We start from the raw sequence: 17,007 nt of genomic DNA, 5'->3' as shown, positions 1-17,007 counted from the left end.
TAAGCATGTCACGTGTCTGGCAGGACAGCAAAGAAGATCGCCAACGACCTGACCAAGCTGGCCGGATAGGGCGATCTTCCTGTTTTCTTAAATAATCAAAACTGTCTTGCATTGATATTAAGATTGTATTTATCCCCAGTCTTATTATAAATATAAACTTCCCAATCTCCAGATAATCCATTAGCTTGCTTATCTTCAAAGCTTATTGTTTTTTGACTTTTCCCCTTTAATTCATAACCATCTGTAATGTGTAGACCATTGCGGCTGATATTAATAAAGACAGATGAAGATACATTGTTTTTAACCCAAACATTCAAATAGAAACCATTTTCTGGAGCGGTTGTAAATTCTCCTGTATATGCCGAGGAACCTGTATGAGTGACATGATTAATCAGAAGCACATCCATTGGATAAAACATGTTGTCTTCAATAGTTGTAACTTTATTGCTTGATACTTCTTCCGTAGCTGACAATGACACCACAGATTGAGCGGATACCGGAGCAACATTTTCAGCCGCAGGTGCCACTAAGGCAAGAGATAACATAACCAAGACGATCAAAACAGCGGTTACCTTTATTTTCTTCATAGACTTGTATACCTTCTAAATAAATTGATTTTTATAAACAATTTGTGTAAATAGCATACAAGATTAACCAGTCGTGATGGTTACATTTTTTTCATTTTTGAGTTTCGTAATGATTTTGTTTTCTATCTCAAATCTTGTTTCAACCTGAAAATTGGGTTCACTCTTTGATTTCCTCATAATGGGTAAACCTGGTGCGGCAGCGTTACCGCTCCCGCACCAGCTTCCGTTCGATATATACAACCAGCTGGTACATCGCCGTCGCCACCACCGCGATGATGACCAGACTCGACAGCACCAGGGTGAAGTTAAACACCTGAAACCCGTAGACGATCAGGTACCCGAGCCCGATTTTGGCGACGAGGAATTCGCCGACGATGACGCCGACCCAGGCCATGCCCACGTTCACCTTGAGCGTGGATACGATGGTTGGGAACGAGGCCGGCAGGATCGCCTTCACAAACACGTCGCGCCGCGACCCGCCAAACGTGCGGATAACCTTGACCAGGTTGGCATCCACTTCATTAAAGCTGTTGAAGACGACCAACGTGGTGACAATCACCGTAATCGACAGCGTTGTGACCACGATGGCGGTAAATCCGGCGCCGAACAACACGATAAATATCGGGCCAAGCGCCACCTTCGGCATGCTGTTGAACACGACCATGTAGGGGTCGAGAACGCGGGACAGGAACGGCGACCACCAGATCAGTACGGCCAATAAGGTCCCGATCAACGTACCGAGCAGGAAACCCACCGCCGTTTCGCCAACCGTCATGGCAAGGTGCGGCCACAACTCGCCGCTGACGGCATCTTTGACAATTTGCCGTCCTACCTTGGACGGGTAACTGAAGATCAGCACATCGATCCAGCGCATCCGGCCCGCGAGCTCCCAACATCCGATGAATAACACGAGAATCAGTGCCTGCACGCTCACCACATAATTGCTCATCCGGCGTTTGCGTCTGCGGTATAGGAGCCATTTCTCCCGCAGCCAGGCTTCCTGATTGGCATCCGGTTTGGTTACAGGCTGTGCCAAGGGCTATCCCTCCTCCCTTTCCGACGTTTCCAAATCCCGCCAGATTTCATGGAACAGCTCGTTGAAGCCTTCGGCTTCCCGGGCGTAAAACGGCTGCGCATTGCGGATCTTCTCCGGTATTTCGTACATGCTGCGAATCCGGCCGGGTCTTGGGGCCAACACGATCACCCTATCGCTGACCGCGATCGCTTCGGACAAATCGTGGGTCACCAGCACGCCGGTTTTCTTTCGCTGCTTCAAGGTTCCCCACACCAAATCCTCCAGCTGCAGTTTCGTTTGGTAATCGAGCGCCGAGAACGGCTCATCCAGAAGCAGCAGCTCCGGATCGGTCGCCAGGGTACGAACGAGGGCAACCCGCTGGCGCATTCCGCCCGACAGTTGATGCGGATACAGGTTCTCCGTATCGCCGAGGCCCATTTCAGCTAGCAGCGAACGGGCATTTTCCGTGCTTTCCGGCGTCAACCGCCCCGTTAGCTCGAGACCCAACACGCTATTGCTCAGAATCGTCCGCCACGGGAACAAATAATCCTGCTGTAGCATATAACCGACCTGCGGGGTTGGCCCCGTCACCGGTTTGCCGTGCAGCAGCATCTCCCCCCGAGATGGAGTGAGCAGACCTGCCATGACGGAGAGAAGCGTGGTCTTTCCGCAACCGCTGGGACCGACCAAACTGATGAACTCGCCCGGCTCCACCGTCAAATTCATCCCTTGCAAAGCGAGGACGGCCTCCCGGTCCGTCACGTAGACCAGATCCAGGTTTTTCAGTTCCACGACAGAAGGCAAAAGCACTCACGCTCCTTTTCCGTTTGTTTTATGCTTATTTCACCGAGTTTACCGCTTGATCGGCAAAGCTGTTGTCGACCAGCTTCTCGGGGGCGACCCGTTCGTTTAATTCCCCGGCGCTTTCCATCACGTCAAGCAGATTGTTCCATGCGTCTTCCGCCAACGCCGGTGTCTCCGCATACGTCCCCTGCTCCTGATAACGCTTGATCGAGCTGACCAAAATATCCATGTCCGTGTCCTTAAAGTAAGGAGCAACGGTCTCGGCAATTTCCTCCGGCGTGTGCGACTGGACCCAGCGCTGTGCCTTATAGACCGCGTTCGTAAACTTCTGAACGACTTCCGGGCGGTCTTTCATGTAGCTTTGCTTGGTCATGAACACCGTGTAGGGCAGCTTTCCGCTCTCCGTACCAAAGGAAGCGACGACAAAGCCCTTCCCTTCCTTCTCAATAATGGAAGCTTGCGGTTCAAACAGCTGGACGAACTGTCCCGTTCCCGACGCGAACGCCGCCGTGATGTTGGCGAAGTCCACATTCTGGATCAGCTCCAGATCCTGTTGCGGATCGATCCCGTGCTTGCGCAGGGTGAACTCGCCGGCCATTTGCGGCATGCCCCCTTTCCGCTGGCCAAGAAAGACGCTCCCCTTCAGCTTCTCCCAATCGAACTCCCCGGGGTCTTCCCGGGCGACCAGGAACGTGCCGTCCGTTTGCGTCAACTGGGCAAAGTTGATCACGGGATCCTCCGAGCCTTGCTGATACACGTAAATCGACGTTTCAGCGCCGACCAGCGCCACATCGATCGCCCCCGACAACAGCGCGGTCATCGTCTTATCGCCCCCTGCCGTCGTTTGCAGCTCTACGTCCAATCCTTCCTCTTTGAAAAAGCCTTTTTCCAAAGCGACATATTGAGGGGCATAAAAAACGGAACGGGTAACTTCCCCGATTTTCACCTTTTGTGCTTGGCCGCTTCCTCCGCAACCGCTAAGGGCTGCCGTCAGGAGAACGATGAGCGCGAGCCATAACCCCTTTCTAACGTTGTTCATGCCGTTCACCTCTCCTTCTTTATGGAGTTTCATAGCCAATCGATTGCTAGCGGTTGGCTAGAACATACTAAATAGTATGCGATGGCCCAGCAAAAGGTTAAGCGTAGACGGTGAGAGGATCCCGTCCCAGGTTGTAAGGGAAGGGCGGGCATGTTTGGAGAACGCAAAAAAGCCGCCCCTGGGCGGATCATTCCGCTCATGGACAGCCTTTGTTGGGATTGACGACTAAATGCCGTAAATGCTCTTGAATTTCTCCTCGAGATAGTCAGCGAGATAATCCGGATTCAGCTCTTCCCCGGTGACCGCGAAGATAATTTCGGACGGTTTGCGGCTCTTGCCGTATTTGTAGATTTTCTCGGTCAGCCATTCCTTGATCGGTTGGAAATTGCCGTCCGCGATAAAGCCTTCGAACTGCGGAAGCTCCTTGCGAAGCGTGTTTGCGATCTGGGCCGCATACATGTTGCCTAATGCATAGGATGGGAAGTAGCCGAACAGGCCGCCCGACCAGTGAACGTCCTGCAGCACGCCGAGCCCGTCGTTCGGCGGCGTCAAGCCGAGATAGTCGCGGTATTTCTCGTTCCATACTATAGGCAGCTCGCTTACCGGCAAAGCTTCATTAAACAGCATCTTCTCGATCTCGTAACGGATAATGATATGCAAATTATAAGTCAGCTCATCCGCTTCGATTCGGATTAACGAGTTCTCCACGCGGTTGATGCCGAGGAAGAACGCCTCCGGCGTAACATCCTTAAATTGATCCGGGAAGTGCTGTTGGAGTTCCCCGAAATACCGCTGCCAGAATGGCAGGCTGCGCCCGACGAAGTTCTCCCAGAAACGGGATTGGGATTCGTGGATCCCCATCGACGTGCCTTGGCCCAGCGGCGATCCGGCAAGCTCCGGAGAAACGTTCTGCTCATAAAGGGCATGCCCGCCTTCGTGGAGGGAGCTGAAAATGGCGCTGGCGACATCATCCTGCTTGTAGTTGGTCGTGATCCGCACATCGCCATGATTTAGCGTCGTTTGGAACGGGTGTACCGTTTCGTCGATCCGCCCGGCCTCGAAGTCGTAACCGATTTGTTCAAGGAGGAAACGGCTGAACTTCGCCTGCTGTCCCGCATCGAACAGCTGATCCAGGAAAGGCGCCTCCGGCTTGTTCTTCGCCGCAGCCACTGCCTCGACCAGCGGTACCAGGCGGTCGCGCAACTGCCCGAATACCTGATCGAGCTTCTCGACCGTCAGATCCGGTTCATACATATGTAACAACGTATCATAACGAGTGGCTTTCGGACCCCAATAATCGATAAACTCCTGCGTTTTTTCCACGATTTGCGTTAAATAAGGTTCAAAGCCGGCGAAATCGCTGTTTTCCTTAAAATCCTCCCACATCGTCTCGGAATGGGCCGTGAGTTCGGTATATTCGCGGAATTTCTGCGGAGGAATCTTGACGCTCCGGTCGTACTCCTCCTGCACGTCAAGCACCATCCGGCGTTTGACGTCATCCAATTCATCCAGTACGGAAGGCTGATTCAAATAGGCAAGATACTCGCCCATTTCCGCCGACGTTTGCAGCTTAAATGCCTCCGTGGACAATAAGCCGATGGTGGCTGCCCGGGTCTCTGCGCCTTTCCGCGGCGCGCCCGTGCGCAAATCCCAATTCATCAGAGCGACGGCTTCCCCGTAGCCGTGAATCTTTTGCAGAAGCTCTCGAAAGAGCTCCCATTTTTCAACCGTTTCCTGCTTCATGACAACTCCCGCCTTTACTGGTGAAATTTACTGCTACTCTTGATGATACTTTTAACAAACCGTATAATCAAATTTTAAGCGGGCGAAATCACCTTTTTTTGAAATATTTCATTTTCATGTAAAGGAGCTGTCTTCATCTTATGAAAATATCTTTAAACCCGACGGCCGAAAAACTGATCGCCGACAAGCTGGGCGCTAAGCCAGGCCTCCTCCGCCTCGTGTACGATACGGAAAACTGCGGCTGCGGAATGAGCGGCGTTCCGGGACTAACCATCGTGTCCGAACCCGGCGCTTACGACATTCCGGTGGAGAACGAGGTTTATCCGTTTTGGATCGATAAGCTGCAGGCGGTATTTTTTGAAGAAGAGCTTACCCTGAAGGGGGAAGAAAACACCGGCACCTTCCGTTTGGATGGGCCGTCGCAATTTTACAAATCCAATATCCGCTTGGTTGACCACCGGTAAAACGCCGGGATCCGCTACCCCAAAACTAAGGAGGCAGGTAAAATGACTCAACTGCAAACGATTCTGGAGTATAACCGTAAATTTGTCGAAGATAAGGAATACGAGAAATATGTAACGGATAAATTTCCCGAGAAGAAAATGGCGATTGTTACCTGCATGGATACTCGGCTAACGGAGCTTCTACCTAAAGCGATGAATTTGCGCAACGGCGATGTGAAGCTCATCAAGAACGCCGGCGCGGTAATTTCCCAGCCCTTCGGGAGCGTCATGCGCAGTCTGCTGGTGGCGATCTACGAGCTGCATGCGCAAGAGGTGTTCATCGTCGGTCACACCGGCTGCGGGATGGCCGCGCTGAATTCGGACCGGATGATCGGATCCATGCGGGAGCGGGGAATCAGCGACGATACGCTGAGCACGCTGGAGAACTCCGGCATCAAGCTGAATAAATGGCTGCGCGGCTTCGATAACGAGAAGGAAGGCGTCATCCAGACGGTAAATATCGTCAAGAAGCATCCTCTTCTCCCTGCCGACATTCCCGTTCACGGGATGTTGATCGATTCCACGACGGGCGAGCTGGAGCTTGTGATCGACGGATATCAGCAACTGCAGAAATAATCCCGCTTAGGATGGGTCGAACCCGCCAGATGGAGAAAGGATGGAGCAACTAGATGACGTATCATTTCGACGAACGTATGCCGCGGAGAGGGACTTTCTCCGAGAAATGGGATCTTGGACGGGAGCTGTTCGGCGATCCGGACGTACTGCCCTTGTGGGTCGCCGATATGGATTTCCGCTGCGCTCCGGCCATTGTCGAAGCCGTCACGGAACGGGCCAAGCTGGGAATTTACGGCTACACCGCCCGGCCCAAAGAATACCTGGACGCCATCACCGGCTGGCTGGAGCGCCGGCATGGTTGGAGCGTCGACGCGTCCTGGTTGACCGACACCCCAGGCGTCGTGCCTGCGCTCGGCGTGGCCGTTCAGGTGTTAACCGAGCCGGGGGATCAAGTGATCCTGCAATCCCCGGTATATAATCCGTTCTATGACGTGATCCGCAGCAACGGACGCGAGGTCGCCGAAAATCCGCTGATTCTTGACGAGGGTCGTTACCGGATGGATTACGGACAACTGGAGTCGCTGATGCAGAACGGTGCCAAACTGCTGCTGCTATGCAGCCCCCATAATCCCGGCGGGCGGGTTTGGACCCGGGACGAGTTGGAACGGCTCGGCGAACTTTGCTTGAAATACGGTGTGAAGGTCGTCTCGGACGAAATTCATGGCGACCTCGTATTCAAGGAACATCGCCATTTGCCGTTTGCCTCGCTCTCCGAGGCCCATGCCGGCATCACGGTCACCTGCGCGGCACCCTCCAAGACGTTCAACATCCCCGGGCTCGCCACGGCTTATACGATCATTCCGAACGTAGCGATCCGCAAGCGGTTCGCGGAACGGATCAAAGCGTTGGCCATCGGTTCGCTGAACTATTTCGGCCCTTCCGCCACCATCGCCGCCTATACCCAAAGCGAGGATTGGCTTGATGCCGTCTTAGACTACATCCGCGACAACCGCGACTTTGCGGTGGCGACTCTCGCGGAGCGCTTGCCTGCGGCGGCCCCTGTCCTCTCTGAAGGCACCTACTTATTATGGGTGGATTGCCGGGCGCTGGGATGGAGCAAAGCCCAGATGAAGCAAACGATGTACAAGGAGGCCAAAATCGCCTTTACGGAGGGCTCCATCTATGGCCAGAACGGCGAAGGGTTCCTGCGGATCAACCTGGCGTGTCCGCGCTCGTTATTGCAGGAGGCCCTGGAGCGCTTTTGCGCAGCGGTCACCGCACGCACTACGTAGATCATTCCTACCCGAACAACATGGCAAAGCCGGATAGACGAATCGTCTTCCGGCTTTGTTTGTTTAGGTGCGTCGCATATAGGCGCGAACCGTTATCGGTGCAAAAACCGCCACGATAACGGCGGCTCCAACGAGGGAGGTCACTAAATCTCCGCCAGCCGTCCCCGTATTGACCAGTTCCCGAACCGCGGTAACCAAATGCGAAATCGGATTCACGTTCGCAAACCATTCCAGCCATTTCGGCATGGTATCGACCGGAACGAACGCATTGGACAGGAATGTCAGCGGAAACAACACGATCATTGAAATCCCCTGCACGCTGGAAGCCGTTCGGGCGATCACGCCAAAGAAAGCGAAAATCCAGCTGATCGCCCAGGAGCAGACGATGACGAGTAACGAAGCAAGCGCAACATAGCCGAGGCCTCCTTCAGGCCGGAAGCCCATGAGATAGCCCATCGCAAACGTCAAGACCGTAGCGATCGTATAGCGGACCGTGTCGGCAAGCAAAGCGCCGGCCAGCGGAGCGATTCGCGCGATCGGCAGCGATTTAAAGCGGTCGAAGACGCCCTTCTCCATATCCTCGCGCAGCTGGACCCCGGTAACGATGGACGTCGAAATGACGGTTTGCACCAGAATGCCCGGAATAATGACCGGCAAGTAACTCAGTACATCCCCCGAGATCGCCCCGCCGAAAATATAGGTGAACATCAGCGTGAAAATGATCGGCTGGATCGTCACGTCGAAAAGTTGTTCCGGTGTTCGCTTGATTTTGAGCAAACCCCGGTACGCCATGGTCAAAGAATGGCGTAGCGATTGACGGAAACTGGTGTGATTCTTTAAAGGCCGAGCAGCCTTGGAAGAGGCAGCCGTGGTGTTCATGCAATGACCCCTTTCTGTTTGAGAACGTACACGTCCGTACCTGCGGTATCTGCTTCGACGCCATGCCCGGTCAACGTCAAAAAGACTTCGTCCAGCGTTGGCTTCTGGACGCTTAACTCCAGCAAAGCAACGCCGGATTCGCGCAAGGCAATCAACAGGTCCGTGACTTTATCGGCCTCCGCCATCGGGGCGGTAATCTTGCCGACTTCAGCCGAGACGCTTGAAGGCACCTTCAGCACTTGCTCCACAATTCGGCGAGTCTCCGCCAAATCCATCGGATTGTTTAATCTCAGCTGCAGCGACGAGGCGCCGACCGAAGCTTTCAATTCGTCGACGGTTCCTTCGGCGATGACCTGTCCGCGATCGATCACGGCGATCCGGTCCGCCAGTTGATCGGCTTCGTCCAGGTATTGCGTCGTTAACAGCACCGTCGAGCCTGAAGCCACCAGGCGGCGGATCGTATCCCACATCTGCGTCCGCGTCCGAGGATCCAGACCCGTCGTCGGTTCGTCGAGGAAGATGAGCGGCGGTTGGGCAATCAAGCTAGCCGCCAAGTCCAGGCGACGCCGCATCCCGCCGGAAAAATGCTTCAGCGGGCGTTTGGCTGCATCGGACAAGCCGAATTCCTCCAGCAGCTCCTCCGCTTTTCGGCGGGCCTCGCTGCGTCCCAAGCCTAATAGCCTAGAGAAAATGACGAGGTTTTCCGTAGCGCTCAGCGTTTCATCCACCGACGCGACTGCCCGGTCACGCCGATCAGTTGGCGGACGATATGCTGCTCCTTCACGACGTCATGGCCGAAAATGCGGGCGGATCCCGCATCCGGACGCAGCAAAGTGGCCAGCATGCGGATCGTCGTCGTTTTCCCGGCTCCGTTCGGTCCTAGGACGCCGTAAATCATGCCGCTCCCCACCCGCAGGTTCACTCCGTCCACCGCGCGGTTCGTTCCGAATATTTTCACGAGTCCCTCAGCTTCAATCGCCGGTTTAGAACTGCCTCCCGTCAGGGCGGAAGTTATCGTATTCATTGGTTTCGTCCTCCTATCTTTCATCCAATGGGTTCTACAGTTAGGAGGTTAACCGAGTTAGTTAAACTGAATTTAAACGGTCAATAAAACACACCCGTAGTTGGGTGTGTTCGTGGGTCGTGCTTATTTCAGTTTCGTTTTGCGCAGCTCTTTCAGTTGCTCGTAGGCTTGCTCCAGCGCCTTTTTACGCTGTTCCATGGCTTGCAGATGCTGGCGTTCGATCTCCACAAACCGCTCGCTGTCAAAATCCACCCAACTTTTCATCATGGATGCGTCCGGCAGCGTTTGGTTCCGAATCTCTTTTCGCTTCACGGCAACGCAGCATAAATAGTTATGCTGCGTTTCCAATTTCTTGATCTCGAACCAGGGATCCAGGCAAACGCCAAAGCTCCCCGCATAGAAGGTTTGCTTATGATCGTGGAAGGGATGGTATCCGTAAGGCACCGTCACGATCAGCGAGCCTCCGTCTCTCAGCAATCGATAGGCATGGCTTATCAAAAGCCCGGGATTGGCGAAGTGCTCTAGAATTTGTCCAAGAATGACCGTATCGAACAACTGATGAACCTGGAGTTCCGTAACGTCGGCTACTTTGAACTGGACCTTGGACCGGACGGGTCCGGACTCCCGGGACAACTCCTTTTGCGCATATCGGATGGCATCCTCTTCCACATCTACCCCAACGACCTTTCGTCCTTCCCGGCCCAAAAGGATCGAAGTGATCCCTTGGCTGCAACCGGCGTCAAGCATCCGATTGCCGGACACGTGCCGGCAAATCCAATGAATTCTGGCACGAGTTGCTTCCTGAGATTTAACCGTGTTCACCATCCCGTAGTAACGTTCGTTCACACGATCATGGTTGACCATGCACACTCACCTCCTTCAATCGAGGGGGAAGCCGAGGCTAACCCATAAAATTTTTCAACACGGTGCGGATTTCTGTAGGGTTCAATCGGTCGCGAGGCGGCACTCTTTTGGCGGAGGTATTATCTTGATGGATCACGTTGACGTAGTTGCGGGGAGCGAGCAGTTCATGCGGCAAATCAATGACGTTGCCGTGCGTGCCCCGTCCTGGAAGCTTAACTCGGTAGCCTGACAGATACTCTGCCGTCTTGTACAAGTATACGTAAAATTGCGGAGAACGATGGAAGGTCGGCGCCATTTCTCCATGGACGCTATCCCACAAATAGCCGTTTTGGTTGATTAAGGCGACCGTTTCGGACTTCGGGCGGTAATCATATAGCTGCTGCACATAGGTTTTATGATACAGGTCGTCGGAATCCAATCGTGCGACATACAAATCAACGCTTTTTCCGGCAAAAGCTTTGATCCGGTCGATGCTGGCGCGGTTCGTCCCAAACCAGATATTGCTTGGAAGCGGCGGTTGTTTTGACAAAAGATCAGCTACGATCGCTTCGGTTCCTTCGGCGATCTTCAACACCGCCAGAAAGTTCTGATTCGTTTGGGCTTTCAACGATTTCAAGGTAAAGTTGCGAAAGATAGCGATCCGTTTCTCCAGCCACGGCCGGGTAAGCCGCTCTGGGTCAAAACCAAACGTATTGAAATTGCTCTCGATCACCACTTTTTTGGACATGCACATCCCTCCTAGTCATAATAGCCCCCTGCTTGCCTATTTTCACGGGAAACGGAGCTACCGATCTTTCACTATATGCTAGACGACAGGAGAAGGACAGGACGCATTCCATATACCTCGGGGGATATAGTCAAGTGAACACGCCTCTTTTGTTCTGCGGTACAAGCACACAATTCAAATAGATTTCGCGAACATAGACTGGAATGATCAAGCACGCGAAAGGAATGAACCGTTCGATGCAACAAATCTATTTAGAAACTCAAGACTTGCTTAAGAGAATCGAAGACGCTATCGAGAACCGGAAGCCGTTTTCCTTGGTACGGATCGGCGATGGAGAGAACTTAGTGATGGCTCAGCATCACGTCTGGCCCCTCTCCAAAGTGCTGCAAGAACGGTGGGCGATGAAAGCCAACCGCGGGGAAAAAGGCGTTACTTTGCCGAATCTGCCGCTGCGCAACGCCGTGGTTTCTTCGGTGAAGAGGGCAACTGTCGTTGGGATCCTTCCTGCGGGAGACGCTTCGATCAATGCGCCGGATTATTTAAAAAGGGGTACCGCCAACATTTTAACGATAATATACGCTAAGCCTTCGGATGTACCTGGCTTAGCGTTTTTTCTTACTCTAAGCCCAATAGTCCGGGCTACACCGCCCGGACTACCGATCACTCACCTTCCTGTTGTTTCAGCGGTCGTAATGAGTTGAGAGACGTATTCTGCTTGAAGTTGAATTTGTATTCACCTAGAAAATTGATGTGCTCCCATCCAAGGGGGGAAATGTGATTTAGCAGTTCTTCCTGAAGCTTACCTTGCTTTTTGCGGTGTTCAGTTGCCTGCTGGAGATAGACGGTATTCCAAACGCTAATTGCATTGATGATAATGTTCAACGCACTTGCCCGTTGGAGCTGATCTTGTAGCGCACGTTCCCGCAGTTCGCCATGTTTGCCGAAGAAGATCGCTCTGGCCAATGCGTTCATGGCTTCTCCTTTGTTCAACCCCCGATGGATTTTTCTCCGCAGCGCCTCGCTCGAAAGGTAATCCAGAATGAAGATCGTTTTCTCGATACGCCCCATTTCTCTCAGCGCGGTAGCCAAGCTGTTTTGTCTTGCATAGGAACCGATTTTCCCCATAATGAGTGATGCTGAAACGGTTCCTTCCCGGATGGAGTGAGCCAGCCGGAGTACATCGTCGTAGTTCTCTTGAATGATCTTTGTATTAATCTGTCCGCGAAGCAGCTTCTCCAATTTAGGGAAAATGGACGGTTTTCCGATAGCGTAGAGCTTGGAATCAGCCAAGTCGCGTAAGCGCGGCGCAAAGCGAAATCCAAGCAAATGCGTTAAACCAAAGACTTGATCGGTGTAACCGGCCGTATCCGTATAATGCTCCTCAATGGACAAGTCCGTTTCGTGGTGGAGCAAACCGTCGATGACGTGTACGGCATCCCGAGCGTTCGTATTGATGACTTTCGTATAGAACGTGGAAAACTGGTCGCTCACGAAGCGATATATCGTTGCTCCTTTTCCGGTCCCGTAGTGAGGATTCGCATCTGCGTGAAGAGACGATACACCGATCTGGACGCGCATTCCATCAGATGAGGAGGTAGTGCCATTCCCCCAATATGAAGGCAGCGCCAGCTTATGATGAAAATTGACAAGAACAGCTTGCGCTTTATTCATCGCGTCTTCGTACAGCCGCCATTGAGCTGTATTGGCCATTTGCCGATATGAAATGCTCGGCGTGGCTTCAGCCATCTTCGTAAGCCCGATGTTCGTTCCCATTGCCATAAGGGTAGCCATAAGGATTGTTGTTTCTTCCTCGTTCGGAGCGCGGTTACTGGAAGCGTGAATAAACTGCTCATGAAAATTCGTCCAGTTGGCTACTTCCATGAGCAGATCCGTAAGCTTAATTCGTGGTAGCAGCTCATAGAGGGAAAGACTGAAATTTCGGGATTCATCGGGAACATCTTTCTCCAATCGCTCAATGTGCAATTTCCCGTTCTCCAAATTTACTCCGTCCAGCTCATCGATGTGATCCGAAACCCAATTTAATCTTTGAAGAAGTGCTTCAATCCGTTCTTCAAGATATTCCTTTGCGGACAAACTGACGGCAAGCTTTGTAGCGTTAGGATCAATGCCATTCCAATCGGCTTTCGGAACAAGGTATTCCTCGAAATCCTTATGCTGACGGCTTCCGACTATGGACACGTCCCCGGAACGAACGTAATTCCGCAACTCTGTCAGGACAGCCATTTCGTAGTAATGCCGGTTGATCGTTCCGTCATCGTCGTAAACGTGCTTTTGCCAGCGGTTCGAAACGAAGTTCAGCGGCGCGCCTTCCGGAACCTTCCGCTTCCCGGTTTCATTCATATCCCGGATGATATCGACCGCCTTCATTAGCGGCTCTGCGGACTTAGTTGACCGAAATTCCAACGATTTTAGCAGCGTTGGCGTGTATTTTCGGAGCGCATAGAATTTCTTTTCTAACAAGTCCAAGTAGTCGTAATCAACTGGTCGCGCCAGCCGTTTAGCTTCCTCCACGGATGCGACGACCTGATCCCACGGCATGACGGCATCAAGAGCAACAAACGGATCAATGCCTTCGCTTCGGGCCTTAATAAGAGCGGCTCCAAGATCGGCAAAGTGAACAACCTTTTCGTTGATCGATTTACCGTTTTGCTTTTGAAGTTCCTCTTGGGCCTTTCTCCCTTTGGAAAGCAGTATCATAATCTGCCGGTCATGAATCTCGAAAGCCAGGTCTGTCAAATCCTGAATTAGTTCCAATAGGTACGCTACTAAAATCGCGTACTTTTTCGGATCATTAAAACGTCTGAAAGAATGAGGTTCGTAACGCGAACCGATTTTAGAAAGTTGACGTAGACGGTTCGGATGGATGCCTTTCGTATCGACTTGCAGCTGCAAGTCGCGTAAGTATTCGAGTTTTTCAATCACCTTCAAAAAAGAATCCGGAGAGCTAGTACCTGGAATTTCCCTTAACCATGCTAAGTAGGTTTTGCTACTTTCCGGCATGGTGGTTAAGACGCGATCCAGCTTAGCAATTTGTAATTCTGTCAGTGAACTGCTGAGCAGCTTGAATATTTTTTCTTCTGTTCGTTTGCGCGTTTCCCAAACGGCTCTTTCAATTGTAGCCATTGAAGGGAGAATGATTTTACGCTTACGTAAATCTTCGAGTGCGAGTTGAATCAGGTGTAAGGGATTGCCGTTTGCCATTGCATGGCTAAATAGATGCTTGCACAAAGAACGATATTCGCTCAAGGTGAATGTCTGGTAGCCATATTCTTTCCGGATCTCATCCAGATGCTCGTACTTCGTTGCTTCTCGGTCGCCGTAAGATGCAAAAGACTCCACATCGGCATTGATTTGCTTTGCAATATGACGAAGAATTTGAACCGGCACTTCTTTTGTATCAGAAAGTGTCCAGCCGAGATAACGAAGTACGCACAGCTGCACGGCAAAGCCGAGTCGATTATAATCTCTTCGCCGCTGCTGTATGATTTCAAGGTCATGCTGTGTAAATGTGAAATAAGTGCCCAATTCCCATTCGCCAAGATCAGGCGGTATCTGCAAATAATGCAGCCGTTCCTCCGGAGTTAGCAGTTCCCTTACTCTCGCGTACATCGTACTTCATCCCCCTATTGCCAAGCTATTTTTTCGACTTCCGCTTGCAGATCCGCACGGGTTGCCTTGACGTAAATCATCGTTGTGTCCAGACTATCGTGTCCCATAATTTGCGCCAAGCGGTGCAACGGCGTGTTTTCTGCCATCACATAGCCGAACCGGTGCCGTAGATCGTGGGCGCTCAATCCTTCGAGCCGGGCTGCTTTCATATATTTTTGAATTAAATGACGTAAAGCACGTTCGGTTAATCGATCGCCGGTCTTTTCAGATGGAAACAGAAAAGGACTGTGCGGAGGGAGTTCTGCCAGATATTTTTCTAAAGCAACTCTACACGTGGCGTTCAAAGGAACTTCCCTCTGTTTATTTCGTTTTCCGGATCGGACCGTAAGCTGACCACTACGTTTACCGATTTGAATATCTCCGGGAGCCAAGTCACACACTTCCATGCTTCGTAAGCCCGTGTGAAACATCACGATTAGAATCGTCTGATCCCGAAGAGAACCGCCATGCTCGGCCGCAGCAACCAAAGCAGCTTCTTCTTTGTCTGTCATCTGTCTGGGGCTTACCTTTTCTTCCGGAACCAATTTAACCGGCTTCGAAGGGTCGCGGCGAATCCTGGATTCTGACACGGCCCATTCAAAAAAACGTTTCAGGGTAATAAGCCGCCGGTTAATGGTCGCCGGTTTCAATTCCATTATTTTTTGTGCTGCTTCCCTATATCGCGTTAATGTTGGAGTAGCCACATCTTCAATTCGAAATATAATCTCTTCCTCTTGGTGGTAGGCGGTCTCAAACCAGCCGATGAAATGTTTTAGGTCGCTTGCATACTCTTTTAGTGTTTTGGGATTCAAATCTTCGTGGGTGGTGAGAGCGTGAATGAAGTCCTGAATCGTCTGATCGCCCTGTTCCGAAATCCCCGGTGTTTCTCTCATTAGCAAAGCCTCCAAATCTTGTCTTACATTAGCGGACATGATATTCTTATTTTAACCGAAACATTAGCGGACATCAAGTGTATGCTTTGAAAACACCAAATGACCGCTAATCTTAATTAGCGGTCATTTAATATTAGGAGATCATTCCTTCATGATGGTTCGTAGAGACGATTTGCGCAACCGAGGAAACACTCGTGCAGCAAATGAATCGGCAACGAATCGCGCTATAGGAATCGTTTCTGCGCGATACTTCACGAAGCATATTTTTTATTTTAATATCAATTCGATGATGTTGCTTGTTTTGCCACCGGATGACGAACTTTTTTGACGCATTGTCATCCTCCCTGCACCTGCCATTTCCACGAGAATTTGCCCGATGGCGTTTGTGGTATCAATCACCATGTTTTTGATTGCTTTAGGTTCCAGCGTCACCCCGTTGTCGATGGCTGTGCCATCGATCACACTTGGCAATACATTGCCGTTTGCACTGTCTTTGACGACCATGTTAATATTTTTTTCTTCGTCGCTGCCATTGTTGATCGCCACCGAAAGTGTGGTTTCTCCGTTTTTGCGAGACATCGTGAACGTGGTTTTTGAACTGTTTTCAAGCATGGGTAAACGCCTCCTTAAGCGATTGAATTATTTTGGTTTAACATATCAAAAATGCGCTGTTGTTTATTTTTTTCATCATCGAGCAGTTTGGAAATAATCCCTTCCAAATTCGTCGTCCCCGACGTGCCGCAGGTACAGCCGCTTGTTGATCCGCTAGAAGGCTGACAGTTACAGCAGGTACGGCATTTGCAAAACAAAAGCAATAAGGCTAAAAGCACGGAATTGTCGCTAATTTGAATTTGATTGCCAACGGTGAAGTTGTTGCCATTGGAGACGGTGTTTGCCGAGTTGTTTGCCGAGCTCGCTAACCCGTTTGCCGTGCTCACTAAGGCGCTGTTGTAGTCAAAGGTGTTGTTGGATTCACTGGTATTCGTGGATTCGTTGGTGGCGCAGCTGGTGGAGTTTAACGTGCTGTTGGCGGTGCTTGCGTTGTCGTTCGTTGAAGAGTTGTCAGCATTGGAGGTATTGGTGGTAGTATTATCGCCTGTCGACGCTGTTGCTGTAGGCGTAGAGGTGTTATCACCTGTGGTGGCAGTGGCACTGGTTGTGGATGAATTATCGCCAGTGGTTGAGGAACTGTCACCTGCACTCGATGTAGCATCTGTATCCGATGAGTTTGTTGCAGGACCACTTGTTGTGGTTGACGTATTATCACCATTCGTTGATGTGCTATCACCTGAGCTGCTGGTGGCGTCCGTATCCGATGAGTTGGCCGCAGGACCACTACTTGTGGTGGAGGTATTATCTCCATTGGTGGAGGTACTATCACCCGATGACGAAGTGCTGGTGGCGTCTGATGCGTTGTTCGAGCCGCTAGTTGAGGTTAATGTATCGGTCACG

Annotated in this window: 16 protein-coding genes and 1 pseudogene; 5 read left to right on the top strand and 12 right to left on the bottom strand. The window is 51.5% G+C overall.

Annotation, left to right across the window (positions count from 1 at the left end; translation table 11 throughout):
* Positions 1-95 precede the first annotated feature (95 nt).
* The 5 genes from MJ257_RS02885 to MJ257_RS02865 form a co-directional block, all read right to left on the bottom strand.
* A complete protein-coding gene (locus tag MJ257_RS02885) occupies positions 96-587 on the bottom strand; it encodes a hypothetical protein (RefSeq protein WP_240267818.1) in 492 nt (163 codons plus the stop codon).
* A 202-nt stretch (positions 588-789) separates the two neighbouring features.
* Positions 790-1,536, bottom strand: coding sequence for an ABC transporter permease (locus MJ257_RS02880; RefSeq protein ID WP_240267902.1), 747 nt, complete (start codon positions 1,534-1,536; stop codon positions 790-792).
* A 90-nt stretch (positions 1,537-1,626) separates the two neighbouring features.
* A complete protein-coding gene (locus MJ257_RS02875) occupies positions 1,627-2,406 on the bottom strand; it encodes an ABC transporter ATP-binding protein (protein WP_240267817.1) in 780 nt (259 codons plus the stop codon).
* Between the two features lie 34 nt (positions 2,407-2,440).
* Positions 2,441-3,445 (bottom strand): ABC transporter substrate-binding protein, encoded by a 1,005-nt coding sequence (locus MJ257_RS02870; protein ID WP_240267816.1) that lies wholly within the window; start codon positions 3,443-3,445, stop codon positions 2,441-2,443.
* A 225-nt stretch (positions 3,446-3,670) separates the two neighbouring features.
* Positions 3,671-5,188: a carboxypeptidase M32 gene (locus MJ257_RS02865; protein WP_240267815.1), complete on the bottom strand. Its 1,518-nt coding sequence runs from the start codon at positions 5,186-5,188 to the stop codon at positions 3,671-3,673.
* Positions 5,189-5,328: 140 nt separating this feature from the next.
* Between MJ257_RS02865 and MJ257_RS02860 the strand changes: the two genes are divergently transcribed.
* From MJ257_RS02860 to MJ257_RS02850, 3 genes are read left to right on the top strand one after another with little or no spacing between them, the layout of a single operon-like run.
* Positions 5,329-5,652, top strand: a complete 324-nt coding sequence (locus MJ257_RS02860; RefSeq protein WP_240267814.1) for an iron-sulfur cluster biosynthesis family protein — start codon at positions 5,329-5,331, stop codon at positions 5,650-5,652.
* Positions 5,653-5,694: 42 nt separating this feature from the next.
* Complete coding sequence (locus tag MJ257_RS02855) at positions 5,695-6,267, top strand: beta-class carbonic anhydrase (RefSeq protein ID WP_240267813.1); 573 nt, start codon at positions 5,695-5,697, stop codon at positions 6,265-6,267.
* 53 nt (positions 6,268-6,320) lie between these two features.
* Positions 6,321-7,499, top strand: coding sequence for a MalY/PatB family protein (locus MJ257_RS02850; protein WP_240267812.1), 1,179 nt, complete (start codon positions 6,321-6,323; stop codon positions 7,497-7,499).
* Positions 7,500-7,562: 63 nt separating this feature from the next.
* Here the strand turns inward: MJ257_RS02850 and MJ257_RS02845 are convergent, their stop codons facing one another.
* From MJ257_RS02845 to MJ257_RS02830, 4 genes and pseudogenes are all read right to left on the bottom strand, one after another.
* Positions 7,563-8,378 carry an ABC transporter permease gene (locus MJ257_RS02845; RefSeq protein WP_240267811.1) on the bottom strand — a complete coding sequence of 272 codons (816 nt, stop codon included), beginning with the start codon at positions 8,376-8,378 and terminating at the stop codon, positions 7,563-7,565.
* Positions 8,375-9,402: pseudogene (locus MJ257_RS02840) on the bottom strand (ATP-binding cassette domain-containing protein). Before MJ257_RS02840 ends, MJ257_RS02845 begins: the two are co-directional and overlap by 4 nt.
* 123 nt (positions 9,403-9,525) lie before the next feature.
* Positions 9,526-10,266: a class I SAM-dependent methyltransferase gene (locus tag MJ257_RS02835; protein WP_240267810.1), complete on the bottom strand. Its 741-nt coding sequence runs from the start codon at positions 10,264-10,266 to the stop codon at positions 9,526-9,528.
* Between the two features lie 37 nt (positions 10,267-10,303).
* Positions 10,304-10,993: a glycosyltransferase gene (locus MJ257_RS02830; RefSeq protein WP_240267809.1), complete on the bottom strand. Its 690-nt coding sequence runs from the start codon at positions 10,991-10,993 to the stop codon at positions 10,304-10,306.
* A 224-nt stretch (positions 10,994-11,217) separates the two neighbouring features.
* Between MJ257_RS02830 and MJ257_RS02825 the strand changes: the two genes are divergently transcribed.
* Complete coding sequence (locus MJ257_RS02825) at positions 11,218-11,694, top strand: GT-D fold domain-containing glycosyltransferase (RefSeq protein ID WP_240267808.1); 477 nt, start codon at positions 11,218-11,220, stop codon at positions 11,692-11,694.
* Here MJ257_RS02825 and MJ257_RS02820 read toward each other — a convergent pair.
* The 3 genes from MJ257_RS02820 to MJ257_RS02810 all read right to left on the bottom strand — a co-directional run bounded on the left by MJ257_RS02820 (position 11,654) and on the right by MJ257_RS02810 (position 16,167).
* Complete coding sequence (locus MJ257_RS02820) at positions 11,654-14,623, bottom strand: Tn3 family transposase (RefSeq protein WP_028598545.1); 2,970 nt, start codon at positions 14,621-14,623, stop codon at positions 11,654-11,656. The genes MJ257_RS02825 and MJ257_RS02820 overlap by 41 nt on opposite strands.
* Before the next feature lie 14 nt (positions 14,624-14,637).
* Positions 14,638-15,555 (bottom strand): tyrosine-type recombinase/integrase, encoded by a 918-nt coding sequence (locus MJ257_RS02815; protein WP_006211804.1) that lies wholly within the window; start codon positions 15,553-15,555, stop codon positions 14,638-14,640.
* 267 nt (positions 15,556-15,822) lie between these two features.
* Complete coding sequence (locus MJ257_RS02810) at positions 15,823-16,167, bottom strand: hypothetical protein (protein ID WP_006211803.1); 345 nt, start codon at positions 16,165-16,167, stop codon at positions 15,823-15,825.
* A gap of 372 nt (positions 16,168-16,539) precedes the next feature.
* Here MJ257_RS02810 and MJ257_RS02805 point away from each other — a divergent pair.
* Positions 16,540-17,007, top strand: a 468-nt coding sequence (locus tag MJ257_RS02805; protein WP_240267807.1) for a hypothetical protein, incomplete at its 3' end; no start/stop codon positions are given.

Origin of the sequence: Paenibacillus timonensis, from assembly GCF_022427145.1 — a bacterium.
GTDB lineage: Bacteria > Bacillota > Bacilli > Paenibacillales > Paenibacillaceae > Fontibacillus > Fontibacillus timonensis.
The sequence above is the reverse complement of the archived record's forward strand: the minus strand, read 5'-3'. Positions and strand labels throughout refer to the sequence as shown.

Bases quoted from the DNA above. Each gene is read 5' to 3' on its own strand.
- MJ257_RS02810 (WP_006211803.1), bottom strand. From the start codon at position 16,167: ATGCTTGAAAACAGTTCAAAAACCACGTTCACGATGTCTCGCAAAAAC.
- MJ257_RS02860 (WP_240267814.1), top strand. From the start codon at position 5,329: ATGAAAATATCTTTAAACCCGACGGCCGAAAAACTGATCGCCGACAAG.
- MJ257_RS02850 (WP_240267812.1), top strand. From the start codon at position 6,321: ATGACGTATCATTTCGACGAACGTATGCCGCGGAGAGGGACTTTCTCC.
- MJ257_RS02880 (WP_240267902.1), bottom strand. From the start codon at position 1,536: ATGAGCAATTATGTGGTGAGCGTGCAGGCACTGATTCTCGTGTTATTC.
- MJ257_RS02815 (WP_006211804.1), bottom strand. From the start codon at position 15,555: ATGAGAGAAACACCGGGGATTTCGGAACAGGGCGATCAGACGATTCAG.
- MJ257_RS02825 (WP_240267808.1), top strand. From the start codon at position 11,218: ATGAACCGTTCGATGCAACAAATCTATTTAGAAACTCAAGACTTGCTT.
- MJ257_RS02885 (WP_240267818.1), bottom strand. From the start codon at position 587: ATGAAGAAAATAAAGGTAACCGCTGTTTTGATCGTCTTGGTTATGTTA.
- MJ257_RS02855 (WP_240267813.1), top strand. From the start codon at position 5,695: ATGACTCAACTGCAAACGATTCTGGAGTATAACCGTAAATTTGTCGAA.
- MJ257_RS02845 (WP_240267811.1), bottom strand. From the start codon at position 8,378: ATGAACACCACGGCTGCCTCTTCCAAGGCTGCTCGGCCTTTAAAGAAT.
- MJ257_RS02835 (WP_240267810.1), bottom strand. From the start codon at position 10,266: ATGGTCAACCATGATCGTGTGAACGAACGTTACTACGGGATGGTGAAC.
- MJ257_RS02830 (WP_240267809.1), bottom strand. From the start codon at position 10,993: ATGTCCAAAAAAGTGGTGATCGAGAGCAATTTCAATACGTTTGGTTTT.
- MJ257_RS02865 (WP_240267815.1), bottom strand. From the start codon at position 5,188: ATGAAGCAGGAAACGGTTGAAAAATGGGAGCTCTTTCGAGAGCTTCTG.
- MJ257_RS02820 (WP_028598545.1), bottom strand. From the start codon at position 14,623: ATGTACGCGAGAGTAAGGGAACTGCTAACTCCGGAGGAACGGCTGCAT.
- MJ257_RS02870 (WP_240267816.1), bottom strand. From the start codon at position 3,445: ATGAACAACGTTAGAAAGGGGTTATGGCTCGCGCTCATCGTTCTCCTG.